The organism is Pseudoalteromonas sp. SMS1, assembly GCF_021530565.1.
In the GTDB taxonomy this organism is placed as follows: domain Bacteria; phylum Pseudomonadota; class Gammaproteobacteria; order Enterobacterales; family Alteromonadaceae; genus Pseudoalteromonas.
The window spans coordinates 375,590-391,649 of the sequence record NZ_JAKGBI010000002.1 but is presented as its reverse complement, the minus strand read 5'-3'; the positions used below and the strand labels follow the sequence as shown (position 1 = coordinate 391,649).

The 16,060-nt window shown below is 42.9% G+C and carries 15 protein-coding genes; 8 read left to right on the top strand and 7 right to left on the bottom strand.

Translation table 11 applies throughout. From position 1 onward, the window contains the following. Positions 1 to 36: 36 nt before the first annotated feature. The 6 genes from L1286_RS03585 to pspF are packed head-to-tail and all read right to left on the bottom strand — an operon-like array spanning position 37 to position 6,444. Positions 37 to 798: an ATP-binding cassette domain-containing protein gene (locus tag L1286_RS03585; protein WP_235405544.1), complete on the bottom strand. Its 762-nt coding sequence runs from the start codon at positions 796 to 798 to the stop codon at positions 37 to 39. Beyond that, positions 783 to 1,790 (bottom strand): peptide ABC transporter ATP-binding protein, encoded by a 1,008-nt coding sequence (locus L1286_RS03580; protein ID WP_235405543.1) that lies wholly within the window; start codon positions 1,788 to 1,790, stop codon positions 783 to 785. The genes L1286_RS03585 and L1286_RS03580 overlap by 16 nt, the downstream gene beginning before the upstream one ends. Next, positions 1,790 to 2,683, bottom strand: a complete 894-nt coding sequence (locus L1286_RS03575; protein WP_235405542.1) for an ABC transporter permease subunit — start codon at positions 2,681 to 2,683, stop codon at positions 1,790 to 1,792. Before L1286_RS03575 ends, L1286_RS03580 begins: the two co-directional genes overlap by 1 nt. Next, positions 2,670 to 3,701: an ABC transporter permease gene (locus tag L1286_RS03570; RefSeq protein ID WP_235405541.1), complete on the bottom strand. Its 1,032-nt coding sequence runs from the start codon at positions 3,699 to 3,701 to the stop codon at positions 2,670 to 2,672. Before L1286_RS03570 ends, L1286_RS03575 begins: the two co-directional genes overlap by 14 nt. Then, positions 3,701 to 5,344, bottom strand: a complete 1,644-nt coding sequence (locus tag L1286_RS03565; RefSeq protein WP_235405540.1) for an ABC transporter substrate-binding protein — start codon at positions 5,342 to 5,344, stop codon at positions 3,701 to 3,703. The genes L1286_RS03570 and L1286_RS03565 overlap by 1 nt, the downstream gene beginning before the upstream one ends. Before the next feature lie 14 nt (positions 5,345 to 5,358). Continuing rightward, complete coding sequence (gene pspF / locus L1286_RS03560) at positions 5,359 to 6,444, bottom strand: phage shock protein operon transcriptional activator (protein WP_235405539.1); 1,086 nt, start codon at positions 6,442 to 6,444, stop codon at positions 5,359 to 5,361. Between the two features lie 183 nt (positions 6,445 to 6,627). Here pspF and pspA point away from each other — a divergent pair, with 183 nt between their 5' ends. From pspA to L1286_RS03520, 8 genes are all read left to right on the top strand, one after another. After that, the gene (pspA, locus tag L1286_RS03555; RefSeq protein WP_235405538.1) at positions 6,628 to 7,287 is read left to right on the top strand and encodes a phage shock protein PspA; all 660 of its coding nucleotides are present in this window, start codon (positions 6,628 to 6,630) and stop codon (positions 7,285 to 7,287) included. A gap of 79 nt (positions 7,288 to 7,366) precedes the next feature. Continuing rightward, a complete protein-coding gene (pspB, locus tag L1286_RS03550; RefSeq protein WP_063359547.1) occupies positions 7,367 to 7,600 on the top strand; it encodes an envelope stress response membrane protein PspB in 234 nt (77 codons plus the stop codon). Beyond that, positions 7,597 to 7,998, top strand: coding sequence for an envelope stress response membrane protein PspC (pspC, locus tag L1286_RS03545; protein ID WP_235405537.1), 402 nt, complete (start codon positions 7,597 to 7,599; stop codon positions 7,996 to 7,998). Before pspB ends, pspC begins: the two co-directional genes overlap by 4 nt. Before the next feature lie 54 nt (positions 7,999 to 8,052). After that, positions 8,053 to 9,462, top strand: coding sequence for a YcjX family protein (locus L1286_RS03540; RefSeq protein ID WP_235405536.1), 1,410 nt, complete (start codon positions 8,053 to 8,055; stop codon positions 9,460 to 9,462). Beyond that, positions 9,459 to 10,484, top strand: a complete 1,026-nt coding sequence (locus L1286_RS03535; RefSeq protein WP_235405535.1) for a YcjF family protein — start codon at positions 9,459 to 9,461, stop codon at positions 10,482 to 10,484. The genes L1286_RS03540 and L1286_RS03535 overlap by 4 nt, the downstream gene beginning before the upstream one ends. Before the next feature lie 176 nt (positions 10,485 to 10,660). After that, a complete protein-coding gene (locus L1286_RS03530; RefSeq protein ID WP_235405534.1) occupies positions 10,661 to 11,839 on the top strand; it encodes a trans-sulfuration enzyme family protein in 1,179 nt (392 codons plus the stop codon). Between the two features lie 214 nt (positions 11,840 to 12,053). Next, a complete protein-coding gene (gene phhA / locus L1286_RS03525) occupies positions 12,054 to 12,851 on the top strand; it encodes a phenylalanine 4-monooxygenase (protein ID WP_235405533.1) in 798 nt (265 codons plus the stop codon). A gap of 10 nt (positions 12,852 to 12,861) precedes the next feature. Continuing rightward, entirely contained in the window at positions 12,862 to 13,203 is a 342-nt protein-coding gene (locus L1286_RS03520; protein ID WP_063359553.1) for a 4a-hydroxytetrahydrobiopterin dehydratase, read from the top strand. A gap of 66 nt (positions 13,204 to 13,269) precedes the next feature. Here L1286_RS03520 and barA read toward each other — a convergent pair whose 3' ends face one another. Continuing rightward, entirely contained in the window at positions 13,270 to 16,038 is a 2,769-nt protein-coding gene (gene barA / locus L1286_RS03515) for a two-component sensor histidine kinase BarA (protein WP_235405532.1), read from the bottom strand. Positions 16,039 to 16,060 lie beyond the last annotated feature (22 nt).

Genomic DNA, 16,060 nt, shown 5'->3' with positions numbered 1-16,060 from the left:
TTTTTTAATACGTAAATGTGTGTCTCAACGATTGGCTTACACAGCCAAGAGTTTTTGAGTAACTTTCGATTTAGGGTTACTAAATATTGTCGCGCTGACGCCATATTCTACAACCTCTCCTTTATCCAATACCAAAAGTTTATCACTCATGTGTTTTACGAGACTGAGGTGGTGCGTAATGAGGATATAACTCAGCGAAGTTTCTTTTTGCAGCTTTAAAAGCAAATTAACAATTTGAGCACGAACAGAAGGGTCGAGCGAAGAAAGCGCTTCATCTAGTACCACGACTTTTGGGTCGAGAATGAGTGCTCTTGCAAGGGCAACGCGTTGCAATTGACCGCCACTGAACATATGAGGGTAGTAATCGTAATGTTCAGATAAAAGACCAACACGAGACAGGGTCAGTTCAATTTTACTCTCTCTTTGTTGGTCTGTGAGTTTGGTGTTAAATCGTAGGCAGTCATCTAACATTTCTCCGATGGTTAGACCAGGGTTTAAAGAACGGGTGGGGTCTTGAAATATCAGCCTGATATGACGGCATTCTCGGTTTTTAATTCCGTTATCTACAATCATATTGCCATTTAATAGTATTTGCCCTGAGTCAACGTCTTCCGCACCAGCGAGTACTTTCGCTAGTGTACTTTTGCCTGATCCTGTTTCACCAATCACGGCCAGTGTTTGACCTGGCGTAACCGCAAAAGAAACGCTTTTCAATACTTGAATCTGGTGACGTTTAAATAGTCCTGCACGGGTCTTGAATGACTTGTTGAGCGCTTGCACTTTTAGCACGGGTTGCATTTCTTTTTCTCTCTATTTAGTGGAAAGTGACATGCATAGGAGTGACCGTGAGACTTGACGAGTTTTGGGGTTGCAACGCACTCTTTTTGAGCTTGTGGGCAACGCGGTCCTAACCGGCAACCTATTGGTAAGTGCTGCAATGGAGGGATGGTTCCTTTTAGAGCGTAAAAAGGGGCCTTGTGACCAATTCCGTGTGCGTAATCGGGCAGTGATTTAACCAAGGCTTGTGTATAGGGGTGGTATGGGCCGGTGAACACTTTTTTTGTTGGACCAGCTTCCACCATTTGCCCGCAATATAGTACATGCATAGCATGTGACCACTGCGTGATTTCTTCAAGCTCATGAGAAATCATCAAAATAGACATATTTTTAAGCTGATTTAAGCTCTTCAGAAGCCTAAATACTTGAGCGCGGGTGGTACTTTCTAGGGCGGTGGTTGGTTCATCAGCAATCAACAGTTTTGGGCTTCTGGCGATGGCCATTGCGATCATTACTTTCTGACAAACCCCTTCTGAAAGTTCATGAGGATAACTACTCGATACTTTTTCATCTTCCCGAATACCAACTTTGTGAAGCAGGGCTTTTACCTTAGTTTGACGTTCTTTTTTACGGCCCCAAAACCCCGCTTTGAAGCAATCATCAGGCAAAGATTCGGCCACTTGCTCAAAAATTTTAGCCGTTGGATCTAGGCTTCGTCGTGGCTCTTGGTAAATCATGGCCATATCTCGACCAACTATCTTACGGCGTTTTTCAGGGCTTAGGCGCATTAAATCAACGCCTTGCCAGTGCATCCTGTCTGCGGTAACGCGCCAGCGAGCATTCAATACACCGACAATGGCTTTAGCTATGAGGCTTTTTCCCGAGCCTGATTCACCGACTAACGCATGTACTTCACCTTCTTTGAGGCTTAAGTTTACTTTATCTACAGCGCGTATGATGCCATCTTCAGTTGGTAGCTCTATGGTCAGGTTTTTGATATCCAATAATTGCATTAGGTTGCCTTTCTTGCTTGTAGCGCATTTCTGAGCCCATCACCAACTAGGTTAGTGGCTAAGACCGACAAAAACAATAATGCACCCGGTAGTCCAACGGTCCATGGCGCAATGTAAATTAATCCAAGGTTTTCTGCTAGCATTGCTCCCCATTCAGTGGTCGGGGGTTGTGCGCCAAGTTTCAAAAAACCAAGTGCAGCTATATCTAGTATTGCGGTAGAGAGTGCCAATGTAAAAATAACCACAATGTGTTCATATATATTGGGAAAAACCCCTTTAAATAAGATATGTACCTTGTTTGCGCCATCTAGTCGATATGCACCGACATAGTCCTTATTTAACTCTTCCACGACGAGGTTGCGGACTGAATGAATATGCTGTGGTAAAAGCGCCAAAATAATGGCCCAAACGGTGTTCAGCAAGCCAGGGCCTAAAATAGCAATGATAATAATCGCCAATAATAAAGAGGGGATGGCCAAGGTGATATCTAGTAAATGATTTAGAATGCTAGATTTAAAGCCTCGATTAATCCCTGCGAGTGTGCCCAAAATAACGCCGATGATGGTTGTCATCAGCGCTGCAATAATAGATAAACCAAAGGTGTATGTTGCACCATTCATGAGTCGAGACAGTACGTCTCTGCCTAAATCATCTGTGCCCAAAATGAAATGCACATCGCCTTCGTCATGCCAGGATGGTGGTAGTAATAAAGCGTCACTGTGCTGTTGGTCAATGCCATAGGGAGCTAGCAAAGGGGCAGTCATAGCCAGCAGCGTTAACCCGATAAACATCCATAACCCCACAAGGGCTAAGTGATTTGCCTTAAAATTCCGCCATAGACGTGATAAAGGAGAGCGGTTCGACTCTTCGCTGTATAAGCTAAACTTTGCCATGGGACTGATTCCTAGATACCGGATCGAGTAGCGAGTGTGTGAGATCCGCTAGCATATTTGCGAAGATAACAAACATTGACACAGCCAACAGCCCGCCTTGAATAGCGGGGTAATCACGTTGATAAATACTATCAATGAGCCAGCGGCCAATGCCTGGCCAAGAGAAAATCACTTCAGTTACCATTGCGAGAGTAATTAGCGTACTAAATTGCAGGCCTATCTGTTTAATAACTGGCAGCAATGCATTACGAAGAGCATGATCCAATATTATCTGTCTGCGGTTAAGGCCTTTTGCCCTAGCTGTTTTAATGTAGTTTTGTTCGAGTACATTGAGCATTGAATCTCTAGTAAACCGCGTTAGCACCGTGGTTGGATACATGGCCAGTACAATAGTTGGCAGAGCTAAATGGTGTAGCGCATCAATAAATGCCTGCCCTCCGTAAGGGAAATCGAGTAACCAAATATCCAACAAAATAAAATTGGTCACGGCGGGTATTTCATAAAGTAGCCCTATTCTTCCAGACATAGGGAACCAACCAAAACCTAGGCAAAACACCATGATGAGTAATAAAGCCAGCCAAAACACTGGGATAGAGAACCCTAATAGCGTCAGTGTGCTGATCACCTTATCTGGCCATTTTTTATGATAAGCGCTGGTTATAATCCCGGCTGGGATCCCCAGTAATACGGCCATTACGAGGGCGTAAAAACACAGCTCTAATGTAGCAGGTAACAACAGTGCAATATGAGAAAATACGGTTTGCCCTGAGGAAAGAGAAACTCCCCAGTCCCCATTTAATAAACGACTTAAAAAGGCGCCATACTGGATAAAGATATTTTCATTGATACGGTATTTCTCTTCCAGCATTTGTGATTGACTAAAGCTGGTATTAATTTGTCCGCTAAAGTTGGTTAGTAAATCACCGGGGAAAAGGTAGTTCAAACCAAAGGTAAACGCAGATAATGCGAAGAGCATAAACAAGAGTAGGCTAAATCTACGTAAAAGATAATCAAGCATTACTTTTCGACCTTTCTTACATTGGCAAGCGAAACTCCGCCAAATGGTCTGAGTTCTGCGCCCTCAATATCAGAGCCTCGAGCTTGAAATCGAACACCATGGGCAATCGGAACCAAAGGCATTTCTTCAATAAGCATGGCTTGCGCTTGTAAATAGTATTTTTTACGCATGGTTAGCTCATTCGTATCCAATGCTTGTGTCAGCAATAAGTCAAATTCTGGATTGCACCAATTCGCTGGATTTTTACCTGTAAAAGTGGCTGTGCAACTCAATAATGGGCTAAAAAAGTTGTCAGGATCAGGGGTGTCAGCGGCCCAACCAAGCAGCACGCTGTCATGTTCATGACGTCCAATGCGTTCTATAAATGTGTTCCATTCAAATTCAACAATACGAGTTCGAATGCCTATTTGACGGAGATCACTTTGGATAAGCTCTGCCATTTTTCGCGCGTTGGGATTATAAATCCGAGATACGGGCATGGCCCAGAGGGTCATTTCAAAGCCGTTTGGAAAACCTGCTTCCGTCAAATATGCCTTTGCTTTGGCTGGATCATAAACGGGCATGTCTTGAGCTGCAAATGCCCACGAAGAGGGTGGTAATATTGATTTAGCAGGAATGCCATTGCCATAAAAAACGGCTTGCATAATTTTGTTGAAGTCAATGCTGTGGGCGAGCGCTTTTCTAACTAATACATTGTTAAATGGAGGCTTTTCCGTATTGAATGCCCAGTATCCAACATTGAGGTTCACTGCTTTATCAACGACAATGTCTTTTCGAGTGGCGAGGGCTTCAAGCTGAGTCGCGCTGGGGTGAGACGTTATATCGCACTCTTTGGTTAACATTTTTGCGATGCGAGTGGTGTTGTTTGTTGTGATGTCATAGACCAGCTGATCCACTGCATGGTCATGTTTCCAGTAGTTTTCATGCTTATGAAAGCGCACTAAATTATCGCGTAAAAAGTGCTTGTATTTATAGGGACCGGTGCCCACCGGCATGTTGTCAAATAAGTGTTTCTCATTGCTTGATGCACGTTGTATGGCGTACTCTTCGGACAGAATAACTGCAAAGTCCGTGGCAATATTTGAGAGTAAGCTACTTTCGGCACTAAATAACTCGAACCTAACCGTGTAATCGTCAACTTTGACAAGTTTCCTAATCAGTTGATCCATTCCGACACTCTGAAAATACGGATAACTGGCGTCCTGTACAAAATGATAGGGGTTATAAACATCAAATAAACGGCTAAATGAGAAAATCACATCATCCGCATTCATCGCTCTCGTCGGCGTAAAATAATCGGTTGAGTGAAACTGGACGCCTTTGCGAAGCTTAAAGGTGATTTTTTTACCATCATCGCTAATATGCCACTCGGTTGCTAACTCAGGTTTAAACTCTGCACTCACTGGATCTATACTAATGAGCGAGTTATAAAGTTGGTTGGCGATGATATCTATTGTTGACCCCGTGGTTGTTACCTGTGGGTTGAAAGACACAGGGTTTGCCTCAGCGCAATAGACGATGCCCTGTGTTTTGCTCGCATTTTCAACTTGCTCTATATCACTACAAGCCGTGGCAAACAGTGCCAATGCAGAGATCCATAGATGATTTATGTTCAGTTGATGTTTCGATAATAAACTAGTCATCACAGTGACCACAGTTAAACCTCTTGTTGTGAGTCTAACAAATTGTATTTTTTCAAATAGCCTCTAAGTTGATGATACGTTAATCCTAAGTTTTGTGCAGTTTTCTTTTGATTAAATTGACTAAATTCAAGCGCTTTTTTGAGCAACTCTATTTCATAATCACTAGAAAGCGACTTTAGATCACACGGAAAGTCAAATGCGATGCTAGGGGAGGTTGCGTCTTCAAGTTCATGGATCGATTGCTGCGTATTGTTAGGGGTTGGTTGATGGATATCGACCTCTGTATTTTTCACAGCTTTGATGCGTTGGTGAGGGCGATAAGGGCTGTCAAAGGGATCAAAGTTAATTTGGTGCACGGGCAGATGTTCATTACCATGGCGATAGAGGCTACGTTCGATGACATTTTTAAGCTCACGAACGTTACCAGGCCACCCGTAATCTAATAGTGTGTCTGTTGCTTTGCGGGTAAAACCACTAAATAGTGACCAACCGAGATCACGCGCCATGTTTATTGCAAAGTGTTCAGCTAATAATAATATGTCTTCTTGGCGTGCCCGAAGAGGCGGTAAAGTGATAACGTCAAATGCCAGCCTATCTAATAGATCGTGTCTAAACTCGCCATTGTCAGCCAAGCTTGGAAGATCCTCATTTGTAGCGCAAACGAGTCTTGTATCGACTTTCACTGTTTGTTTACCACCCACTCGCTCAAATTCGCCATATTCAATAACGCGTAAAAGCTTTTCTTGCACCATCGCGGAAGTATTGGCTAGCTCATCCAAAAATAAGGTTCCGCCATTTGCACGTTCGAAGCGGCCTTCATGACGTTTACTTGCTCCCGTAAATGCGCCCGATTCATGTCCGAATAGTTCGCTTTCTAATAAGTTTTCATTCAGTGCTGCACAGTTGAGTTTGACGTAATTTTGATCCCACCTTTCTGAAAGAAAGTGCAAACGGGCTGCGATAAGTTCTTTACCAGTACCGCGCTCTCCAATGATGAGAACGGGTTTCTCCAGCGGCGCAAGTTGGGAAACCTGATCCAGTACCGCTAAAAAGCTGTCTGATTGGCCCAATAAATTATCTTGTTGGCGGAACTGACTCATAATTGCCTAACTCTTAGTGTATTTGACTAAGTTATAGTTTATTTGAAAAAAATTATGATAGGAAGCTTTTTGTTATATTTATAAGTTATTGAAATATAACGCTTAAATTGAGTTGTAAAGTTGGCAAGCTATTTGATACATACAATCCAGTAATATAAATCATAACCAACGAGGTAAAAGATTATGGGAATTTTTTCACGTTTTGCTGACATCGTTAATTCTAATATTAATGCCATCTTAGATAAAGCTGAAGATCCAGAAAAAATGGTCCGTCTTATCATTCAAGAAATGGAAGACACTCTGGTAGAGGTGCGTTCAACTTCAGCAAAAACGCTGGCGGAGAAAAAAGAATTAGAGCGAAGAGTTGCACAGTTAAATTCGCAAGCTGATGATTGGCAAGAAAAAGCAGAGTTGGCACTGACTAAAGAGCGCGAAGATTTAGCGCGTGCTGCGTTACTTGAAAAGCAAAAGGCGTCTGATGCCGCGCAAAGTGTTGCAGATGAATTGAGTCATGTTGAATCGCACATCGAAAAATTGCAACAAGAAGTAACAACGCTTCAAGAGAAGTTAGCTGATGCGAAAGCGCGTCAACAAGCGATCGTTTTACGTCAGCGTTCTGCTGAATCTAGGCTAGACGTTAAAAAGGCGCTAGACAGCTCCAAAGTTGAAGACGCATTGAATCGTTTTGAACGCTATGAAAACAAAATTGATGGATTAGAGTCTCAGGTGGAGGCATACGACCTTGGTAAGAAATCACTGTCTGATGAAATCGCGGATCTACAAAAAAATGAAAAAGTAGATGACGAGCTAGAAGCTTTAAAGAAAAAGCTGGCAAATAAGTGAACCTAAATGCACCTACTGTTAAAGTAGGTGCTAAAAATAATAACTACGCTGCCAAGACCGAAATAAACAGGAGAAGATTATGTTTGACGCAGAAATACTAGTTGCCCCAGTTGTTTTATTTTTAATTGTGGTAGCGCCGCTGTGGCTCATTCTTCATTACAAAAGCAAAAAACAATTGAGCCAAGGATTAAGTGAGCACGAGCATCGTCAGTTGCTAGAACTGGCGCACAAGGCTGAAAAAATGGCTGAGCGTGTCGAAACACTAGAGGCACTATTGGATCAAGAGTCACCAGAGTGGAGGCGCAAGGTATGAGTCAGAAACGAAGAGAGCTATATCGTGACCCAAAGCGAGGTAAGTTAGCCGGGGTGTGTGCAGGGCTAAGCGATTACTTCAATATGGAGCTGTGGTTGGTACGTATCTTATTCGTTACCGCAGTTTTGTTATCGGGCGGACCACTATTTGTTGTGATTTATATTGCGTGCTGGTTTATCTTAGATAGAAAAGAGCCTGAATCTGAACATGTGACTCATGAACATAATAGCGATCCTGTTTCGGTTAAGTTTAAGGTTTGGCAAAAAGGCGAGCCGCCTCGACAAGCTTTGTTTGATCTGAAAGATAGACTGGGTAGATTAGACAACCGAATTCAAAATATGGAGCGTCACGTGACGTCCCCTGAATTCACCGTTAAAAGGGAAATTAACAAGCTTTAATGGCAAGTGGCGAGTATGGTCGCCACGCCAACTAAGTTAGGGATTTAGTGTTAAATGAGCGTCAAATTAGCAACCAAGAAAACCTTTGAAAAGTTTCATCAAAAAGCGCAAAAAACGATCCAACGTTCGCTTGACCAACATATCAAACTTGCCGTAACGGGCTTTAGTGGCAGCGGTAAAACCGCATTCATCACTGCCTTAGTAAAGCACCTCACAACACAAGCCAATAGTCAGAATTTACCCTTTTTTGAAGTGGTGCGAGAGCAGCGTTTAATTGCGTGTAAACTAGTCCCACAAAAAGTGTTAGATATCCCGACTTTTGACTATACAAATGCAGCAGCTTGCTTATTGGCAGAAATGCCCACATGGCCGGCTTCTACAGAGCGGATCAATACCTTGACCTTGGCCCTTAAGTTTCAAAGTAATAGTGGCATTCGCCAACACTTTTCAGCGGATCACACGGTTTACTTAGAGTTAATTGATTATCCGGGTGAGTGGCTCATGGACTTACCGATGCTAAATATGACTTTTGAGCAATGGAGCCGTGCTCAATTAGCCGTTTTATCAGAGCCAGCATATAGCCAATATAGCCAGCCATTATTATCGCAGTTAAGTACGTTTGATGTTATGGCGCCTGTTGATTCAAATACTTTAAATACGCTTTCAGAGCAGTACTGTGCGCTATTGCAAACTCTAAAGCGCGAAACCAAGGTGGCTAAGTTGCAGCCGGGTCGAATGTTGATTCCGGGTGATTTGGCAGGTGCACCAATCATCCAATTCTTCCCAATACCTGTTCATGATCTAATCGATAAAGATGGAACGCAGTACCAGCAGCTCGAACAGCGATTTGAAGCCTATAAAAAACAAGTGATTGAGCCTTTTTATAAGGAATTCTTTTGTGAATTTGATAGGCAGCTAGTCTTAGTTGATTTGCTTGGGGCTTTGAATGATGGACCAGCGACACTGACCCAGACTCAGCATGCGTTGAGAGAGACCATGGCGATGTTTAATCATGGTAAAAGTGGTGTATTGCAGAGGTTGTTCAAACCTAAAATTGATAAGGTTTTATTTGCAGCTAACAAGTGCGATGCGGTGGCTATCACGGAGCAAGACAACTTAACACGATTATTGCACGAACTTCTCTGCGAACATGAAAATGAGCTCAAGTTTGCAGGTGTAGAGGTGGACACTATGACGATTTCTTCAGTGAAAAGTTGTCAACACAAGCAAATACAAGATCAAGGCAAAACCTTGAATTGCGTGTATGGAAAACCATTAAACGAATCTCAATTCATCACATTTTTACCACCGGAACCACCTGATCATGTATTGCCTCCGTCGAGCTGGCCAGAGCACGGCTTTGAGTTTTTATCATTCTATCCATTTCCGGCCTATCAAGGTCAACTGGAGCATATTCGGCTTGATCACACGTTGGAGTTTTTGATTGGAGACAAACTCAGATGACGAAATCAAAACAATGGCAGGCAGGTCGAAGAATTGATACTGAACAAAGCGCTGAAGCCTTGGTCCCAGAAAAAAAGTTTGATCGTCAAAGCGAAAGATATGAAAACGCGGAAGCATTCTCTATTTCAGAAGTGCAAGAGATGGGGAGTCAGGCGTTTGATGAGCAAGTCCAAGCCAGTTTTCAAGGTACAAACAGGCGACTCGGCTGGCGCCATGTTTTATTATTAAGCTTGCTGGTGCTGCTCCCCATTGAGATGGGGATAGCGATTTATACAGCGTTACAGCAAAGCATCGTGCTCGCGGGCATTTACATTGTGTGTGTCGTGTCTGCATTGGGCTGGGGAGGGCAATTTTTAATTAAGGAAGTTGTTGCGCTACGCAAGTTAAAGCGCCTTGAAGCCAGAAGAGAGCAAGCGTCAAGATTACTCAGTAGCAATCAAATTGGTGAAGCACAAAATTGGCTTGCGCCCCTATTCAAAACATTACCAAAAGAGACTGTAAATACATTTGAAGCCAGTTTAAAAAGCCACTACACCGACAAAGAAGTGATTCAGTTATATGAGCAAAGTATACTGAAAAGCCAAGATGATACTGCTAAAGAAATAATTGCAGAATATGCAACAACTTCGGCTTTAATGGTGGCACTTAGCCCTATGGCCATTACTGATATGCTAGCCGTACTTTGGCGTGGTGTGAGCTTAATTGAAAAACTCAGTGCGCACTATGGGATTGAACTCGGGTACCGCAGTCGTATTAAGCTATATAAACTTTTGGCCAAACAAATTGTATTTGTGGGTGCCGCTGAATTGCTGAGTGATTTAGCTGCCACAAGCCTTGGTGCAGAGTTACTGGGTAAACTGTCAGCGCGTTCTGCACAGGGACTCAGTGCGGGTGTATTTACTGCAAGGCTGGGATACAAAGCGATGGAGCTATGTAGACCTATCCCGCGATTGGAAAACAAAGCAAATTTCCTCAGTACGTTAGCTAAAAGATTGACAAATCAACTGCTTAAACAAAATTAATTCACAACGTACACATACCTTGCGCCCGCAGAGGTGACAAGATATGTGTACAGCTTTCCAATATTAATCTTTCTCACATAGCCATCTGAACTTCCGGCATGCTTGTGCAATTATCATTCATAGAATATCTAATTACATAAGGTATTTTAATTTTGAATAATAACAACAGGCAAGCAATGAAGAAGTTACACGATCAAACTAACTGTATTCACGGTCCAAATCATTTTGAAGATCCGCATGGCGCGTTGACCGCCCCATTATACCAGAGCTCCACTTTCAAATTTGCGAATGCAGCGCAAGGTGCCGCGCGGTTTGCTGGAGAGGAAGCGGGTTACATCTATACTCGACTTGGTAACCCAACAACCCGAGAATTGGAAGAAAAGCTCGCACAATTAGAAGAGATGGAAGATGCGGCGGCGACAGCCACAGGTATGGGGGCTGTTTCCGCTTCCGTATTGAGCTTTTTGCAGCAAGGCGATCACCTTATTGCTTCCAGTGCGCTATATGGCTGTAGTTTTGCGCTATTTGCCCACATGCTGCCGAAGTTTGGCATTGAAGTGAGTTTTGTCGATATGACCGATCTTGATGCGCTTCAAGCAGCACTCAAACCAAACAGTAAAGTGCTGTTTGCTGAAACACCAATCAACCCCAACATGACGGTACTTGATTTGTCTATGCTGGGTCAGTTTGCTCAAAAAAATGGGCTAATTAGTGTGATTGATAACACCTTCATGACACCTTTACTGCAAAAACCAAAGCATTTTGGCATTGATATTGTCATACATAGCGCAACGAAGTATTTAAATGGTCATGGTGATGTCGTAGCGGGTGTCGTGTGCGGGAGTAAAGCGCATATAGAGACCGTCAAACTTACGGTGTTAAAAGATATCGGTGCGACAATCAGCCCACATGATGCATGGCTCATCAACCGTGGTTTAAAAACCCTACATATTCGCATGCAGCGGCATTGTGAAAGCGCACAAAAAGTAGCCGAGTATTTAGAATCTCACTCTAAAGTAGAGCGCGTCTATTATCCAGGCCTTGAGTCTCATCCTGGGCATCGATTTATAGGCAATCAAATGAAGTCGGCAGGTGGTGTTATTGCCTTTGAAATCAAAGGCACGTTGGCTGATGGGGAGCAATTTATCAATGCAACACAGTTATGCACATTGGCCGTTAGCCTCGGTGACCCAGAGACATTGATCCAGCATCCCGCTTCAATGACACATTCGCCTTACACACAAGAAGAACGATTAGCGGCAGGTATTTCTGATGGACTGATCCGAATTTCTGTGGGGCTAGAAGCCGTCGAAGATATTATTTCAGACCTTGAAAGTGCATTTTTGTGTATATAAATATTTACGATAAATGGCTATGAATTGCTTATTTGCAAAGGGGTGTAATGTTTTTTGCTCAGTGATGTAATTTATAGTTTACGAAAATACTGGTTTTTAGTGGGGGCATTTACGTCCCTACTATTAATATTTTGCTCACTTTTACATAGTATCCAGATAACAGGTTTGAAGGCTCCACCAACAGAAGTGGGGATCAAAATTTAAGAAGGTTACTATGGCTAAATCTAGTAAATACACCTCCAAGCAGCCAAACGAGCAAGGCGTTATTGAGTGGAGCGAAGAAGAAAATAAGATCTGGTCCGAATTGGTTGCTAGACAACTTAAGTGCATTGAAGGTAAAGCGTGTGATGAGTACATGGAAGGTCTGAAAAAGATAAATCTTCCTCATGATCGTATTCCACAGCTTCATGAGATTAACGCAGTACTTGAGAAAGAGACTGGCTGGCAAGTCGCGCCAGTACCTGCACTGATTGACTTTGATGAATTCTTTCGCTTATTGGCTAACAAGCAATTCCCAGTAGCAACCTTTATTCGCTCTCGCGAAGAGTTTGATTATCTACAAGAGCCAGACATTTTCCATGAAATCTTTGGTCACTGTGCGATGCTTACAAATCCTGCGTTTGCGGAATTTACACATAAATATGGTCAGCTTGGTTATGCCGCTGAGAAAAAAGACCGTGTATATTTAGCGCGTTTATACTGGTTTACAGTTGAGTTTGGCTTAATGCAAACCGAAAATGGTTTACGTATTTATGGCGGCGGCATTCTGTCGAGTCCAGGCGAAACACAATACGTCTATTCGGACAAACCAGAAATCAACAAATTAGAAGCGTTAGATGTACTTCGTACACCGTATAGAATTGATATAATGCAGCCCCTGTACTACACCATAAACTCAATTGATGATCTATTTGATATTTCTCAAATGGACATTATGGCTTTGGTACAAAGAGCAAAAGAACTGGGTCTGTTTGAACCGAAATTTCCACCTAAAAACAAATTAGCAAGTTAAGGAACCATCCATGTCTTTAAGTGCACAAAAATGTGAAGCGTGTCGTGCGGATGCGCCTAAAGTGTCAGATGAAGAGTTAGCAGTATTGATTAAGCAGATCCCTGACTGGGTACCTGAAGTGCGTGATGGGATCATGCAATTAGAAAGAGTGTACAAGTTTAAAAACTTTAAACTGGCGCTAGAGTTTACTAATAAAGTAGGCGATATGGCAGAAGAAGAAGGTCATCACCCTGGTCTGCTGACTGAATGGGGTAAAGTGACTGTGACTTGGTGGAGCCACTCAATTAAAGGTCTTCACAAGAATGACTTCATTTGTGCCGCGAAAACTGACGAAGTATTCGCAGCATTATAATTGAAAATTCGGAATGTTAAGGGCGCCTAGGGCGCCTTTTTTATTTTTCGGCTCTTACCAAGCAAGCTATAGGCTGGATACAGAGGTGATTTCAGCATCTTGATTTAGATTGGTCAGCTCATCTATTAAGTCAAGTACTTCAGGCTCTACATAGCTGAATCCCTTGTCTTGTTTCAAAGCTGTTTCGATGGTTTCGGCAAGCTGTTTTAGTTTAGGTACACCTGTGTAGCAGCAAGCACCATGGAACTTGTGGACAATTTTTAGTAATTGCTCAGGGTCTTCGTGCTCACTCGCGGTGTTCAGTAAATCGATGGTTTCGGGCACACTCTGCAATAACATGTTGAGCATTTCGAGCGCTAAGTGAGGTTTATTGCCCGCTCGTTGCAGCGCAAGGTTCCAATCGAGTAGATGGCTTTCAAATGGGGCAACGCTACTGACCAATTGTTCTTCTTTTTGCTCTCTTTCTACTGGTGAAGCCGCACTGTGATCACAAATAATTTGTTTGAGCATATCCTCATCAATAGGTTTGGTCATGTATCCGCTAAAACCATCTTTGACCAGTTGCTCTTTTTCCCCGGCTAGCGCGTGCGCTGTCACGGCAATAATGGGTGTATCATCGTTCATCGACGATTCTTTAATACTCTTGCATGCGGTGATACCATCCATAATAGGCATTTGAATATCCATAAAGATTAAATCGTATTTATGGGTTTTACATAGCCCAACAGCTTGTGCACCATTGTGAGCAGTCTCGATGGTTTCCACTTGCTCTTCAAGTAAAGTGTAAAGGAGCTTTAGGTTGGCATCGTTATCATCCGCAATAAGCACTTTGAGTGGCAGGTGAGTTGGATTATCGTTCTCAATTGAGAGATCCGGATGATCCAATCGATATGGTGCAGCCAGCATTTCACAAAGCTTTCTATGGTGAAGAGGTTTACTGATACAAGCATCTGCACCACTACCAATTAGTGACTCACGCATATTGTGAGAGATAGTATTGACCATTAAATACAAATAGTCGGCTTTATCTCGAGCTTGATTTATATACCCTTTGACTGTTTGCATATCGTCAACTGTGGCCATGTTACCGACTAGGCAGATATCGTAGCTAAATTCTTGTGCGAGTGCATGCTGGAACGCATCATCGCTATCACATACGGTGACTTGCATGTGCCAGCTTTCTATTTGAGCACAGACCGCATTTCGCGTATGTTCTTGCGGTTCGAAATAAAGTACACGTTTATTTTCCAAAGGCTTACAAGGTAAGTCTTCGTTGAACAGGCGGTTAGGTAAATTGAAAATAGCGTTAAAGGTAAAGCAGGAACCATTGCCCAGTGCTGAGTTTAAAGTAATGCGGCCCTGCATTACCTCAACAATATGCTTGGTGATGATTAAGCCAAGGCCTGTACCGCCAAATTTACGTGTGATACTGGTGTCAGCTTGCGCAAAAGGTGTGAATAACGTGTCTTGCTTTTCTTGCGCAATACCAAGGCCTGTATCGCTGACTGACACCAATAAGGAAGTTTGTGTATCCCCTTTTAGGCGGTGGCTTATGTCTACTTTCACAGAGCCTTTTTCAGTGAACTTAATGGCATTGCTGATGAGGTTAATAAGTACCTGTTTAAAGCGCGTTGGGTCTCCAACTAAGTTGTCTGGTACTTGATGGTTAACGGCAATAGAGAGCTCTAACTGTTTTTCATACGCACTGGGGGCGAGCAGAGTCATAACTTCGTTTACCGCATCACGCAGTTGAAACTGAATGTTCTCAAGCTCCATAGCACCGGCCTCGAGTTTAGAGAAATCCAAAATATCGCTGATGATGGTTAACAGACTGTTTGCTGAAAGCTCTATCGTGTCTAGATAGTCTTTTTGATGTTTGTTGAGTGGCGTTTTATACAGTTGTCTAGTAAACCCAATTACGCCATTTAAAGGCGTTCTTAACTCATGACTCATTTTGGCAAGGAAGTCTGATTTGACTCGGTTTGCTACTTGAGCTTCCTTTTTAGCGATATTTAGCTGGATGTTTTGGGTTTCATACTGTTCAAGTGTTTCTCGGTAATCACTGGTTGCCTGATCGATGTGCTTTTGCATTTCGTCCCGCTGTCCAACCATTTTCTCACTGATGGTGATCAGGCCTTGGCGCATCATGTCGAACTCCCCTTGCATGGGGTTGTTGACACCGATATCCGTTTTACCTTCGATAAGTTTATCTGTCGCAAGTTGTAGCTGTGACAATGGTGTTGAAAACATGCGGCTCAGCCGTGTCGAAAGAAGCGCACTTAAAAACAGTGCAACGAGGATAATTGCACTGCTAAATAGCAAGGCTTTCTGCTGTCCGATGATGGCTTGGTCTTGGCTAATCTCTACCATCAGCACAGCGGTGGTTTGCGCATGGGCTTCTTGCCAAGTGTCACTAGTACCATAGTGTTTAACGGGCGCAAATATCACGTAATTGCTATGCAGCTTTTGGACTTCGGTAGCATGCAGAGCAACCACATTTCCTCTGTAGTGGAGGTTACTAAAATCACCATGATAATTACTGGTCATGATAAGCTGATTGTGCTTATCAAACACCGCGATGCTATTCACTAAGGCTGCGTGCTGATTGTGTGCTTTGGTGATAATACCATGCAGTTTAGCTTTGTCTTTGGTCGCGAGCGGCTGTTCAACCGTCATCGCCAGCGCATTGGCAATACTGGTGCCTTGTTGCTTTAGTATTTGTTCAAGCTCTACGTAACGATTTATAGTAAAATACCCACCAAGTATTAGACCGATTAACACCGTCGGGATCAGAGTAAGCAATAAAACGCTATCGCGTAAGCTCAATTTAGACATATTTAGCGATATAAAACTTTGA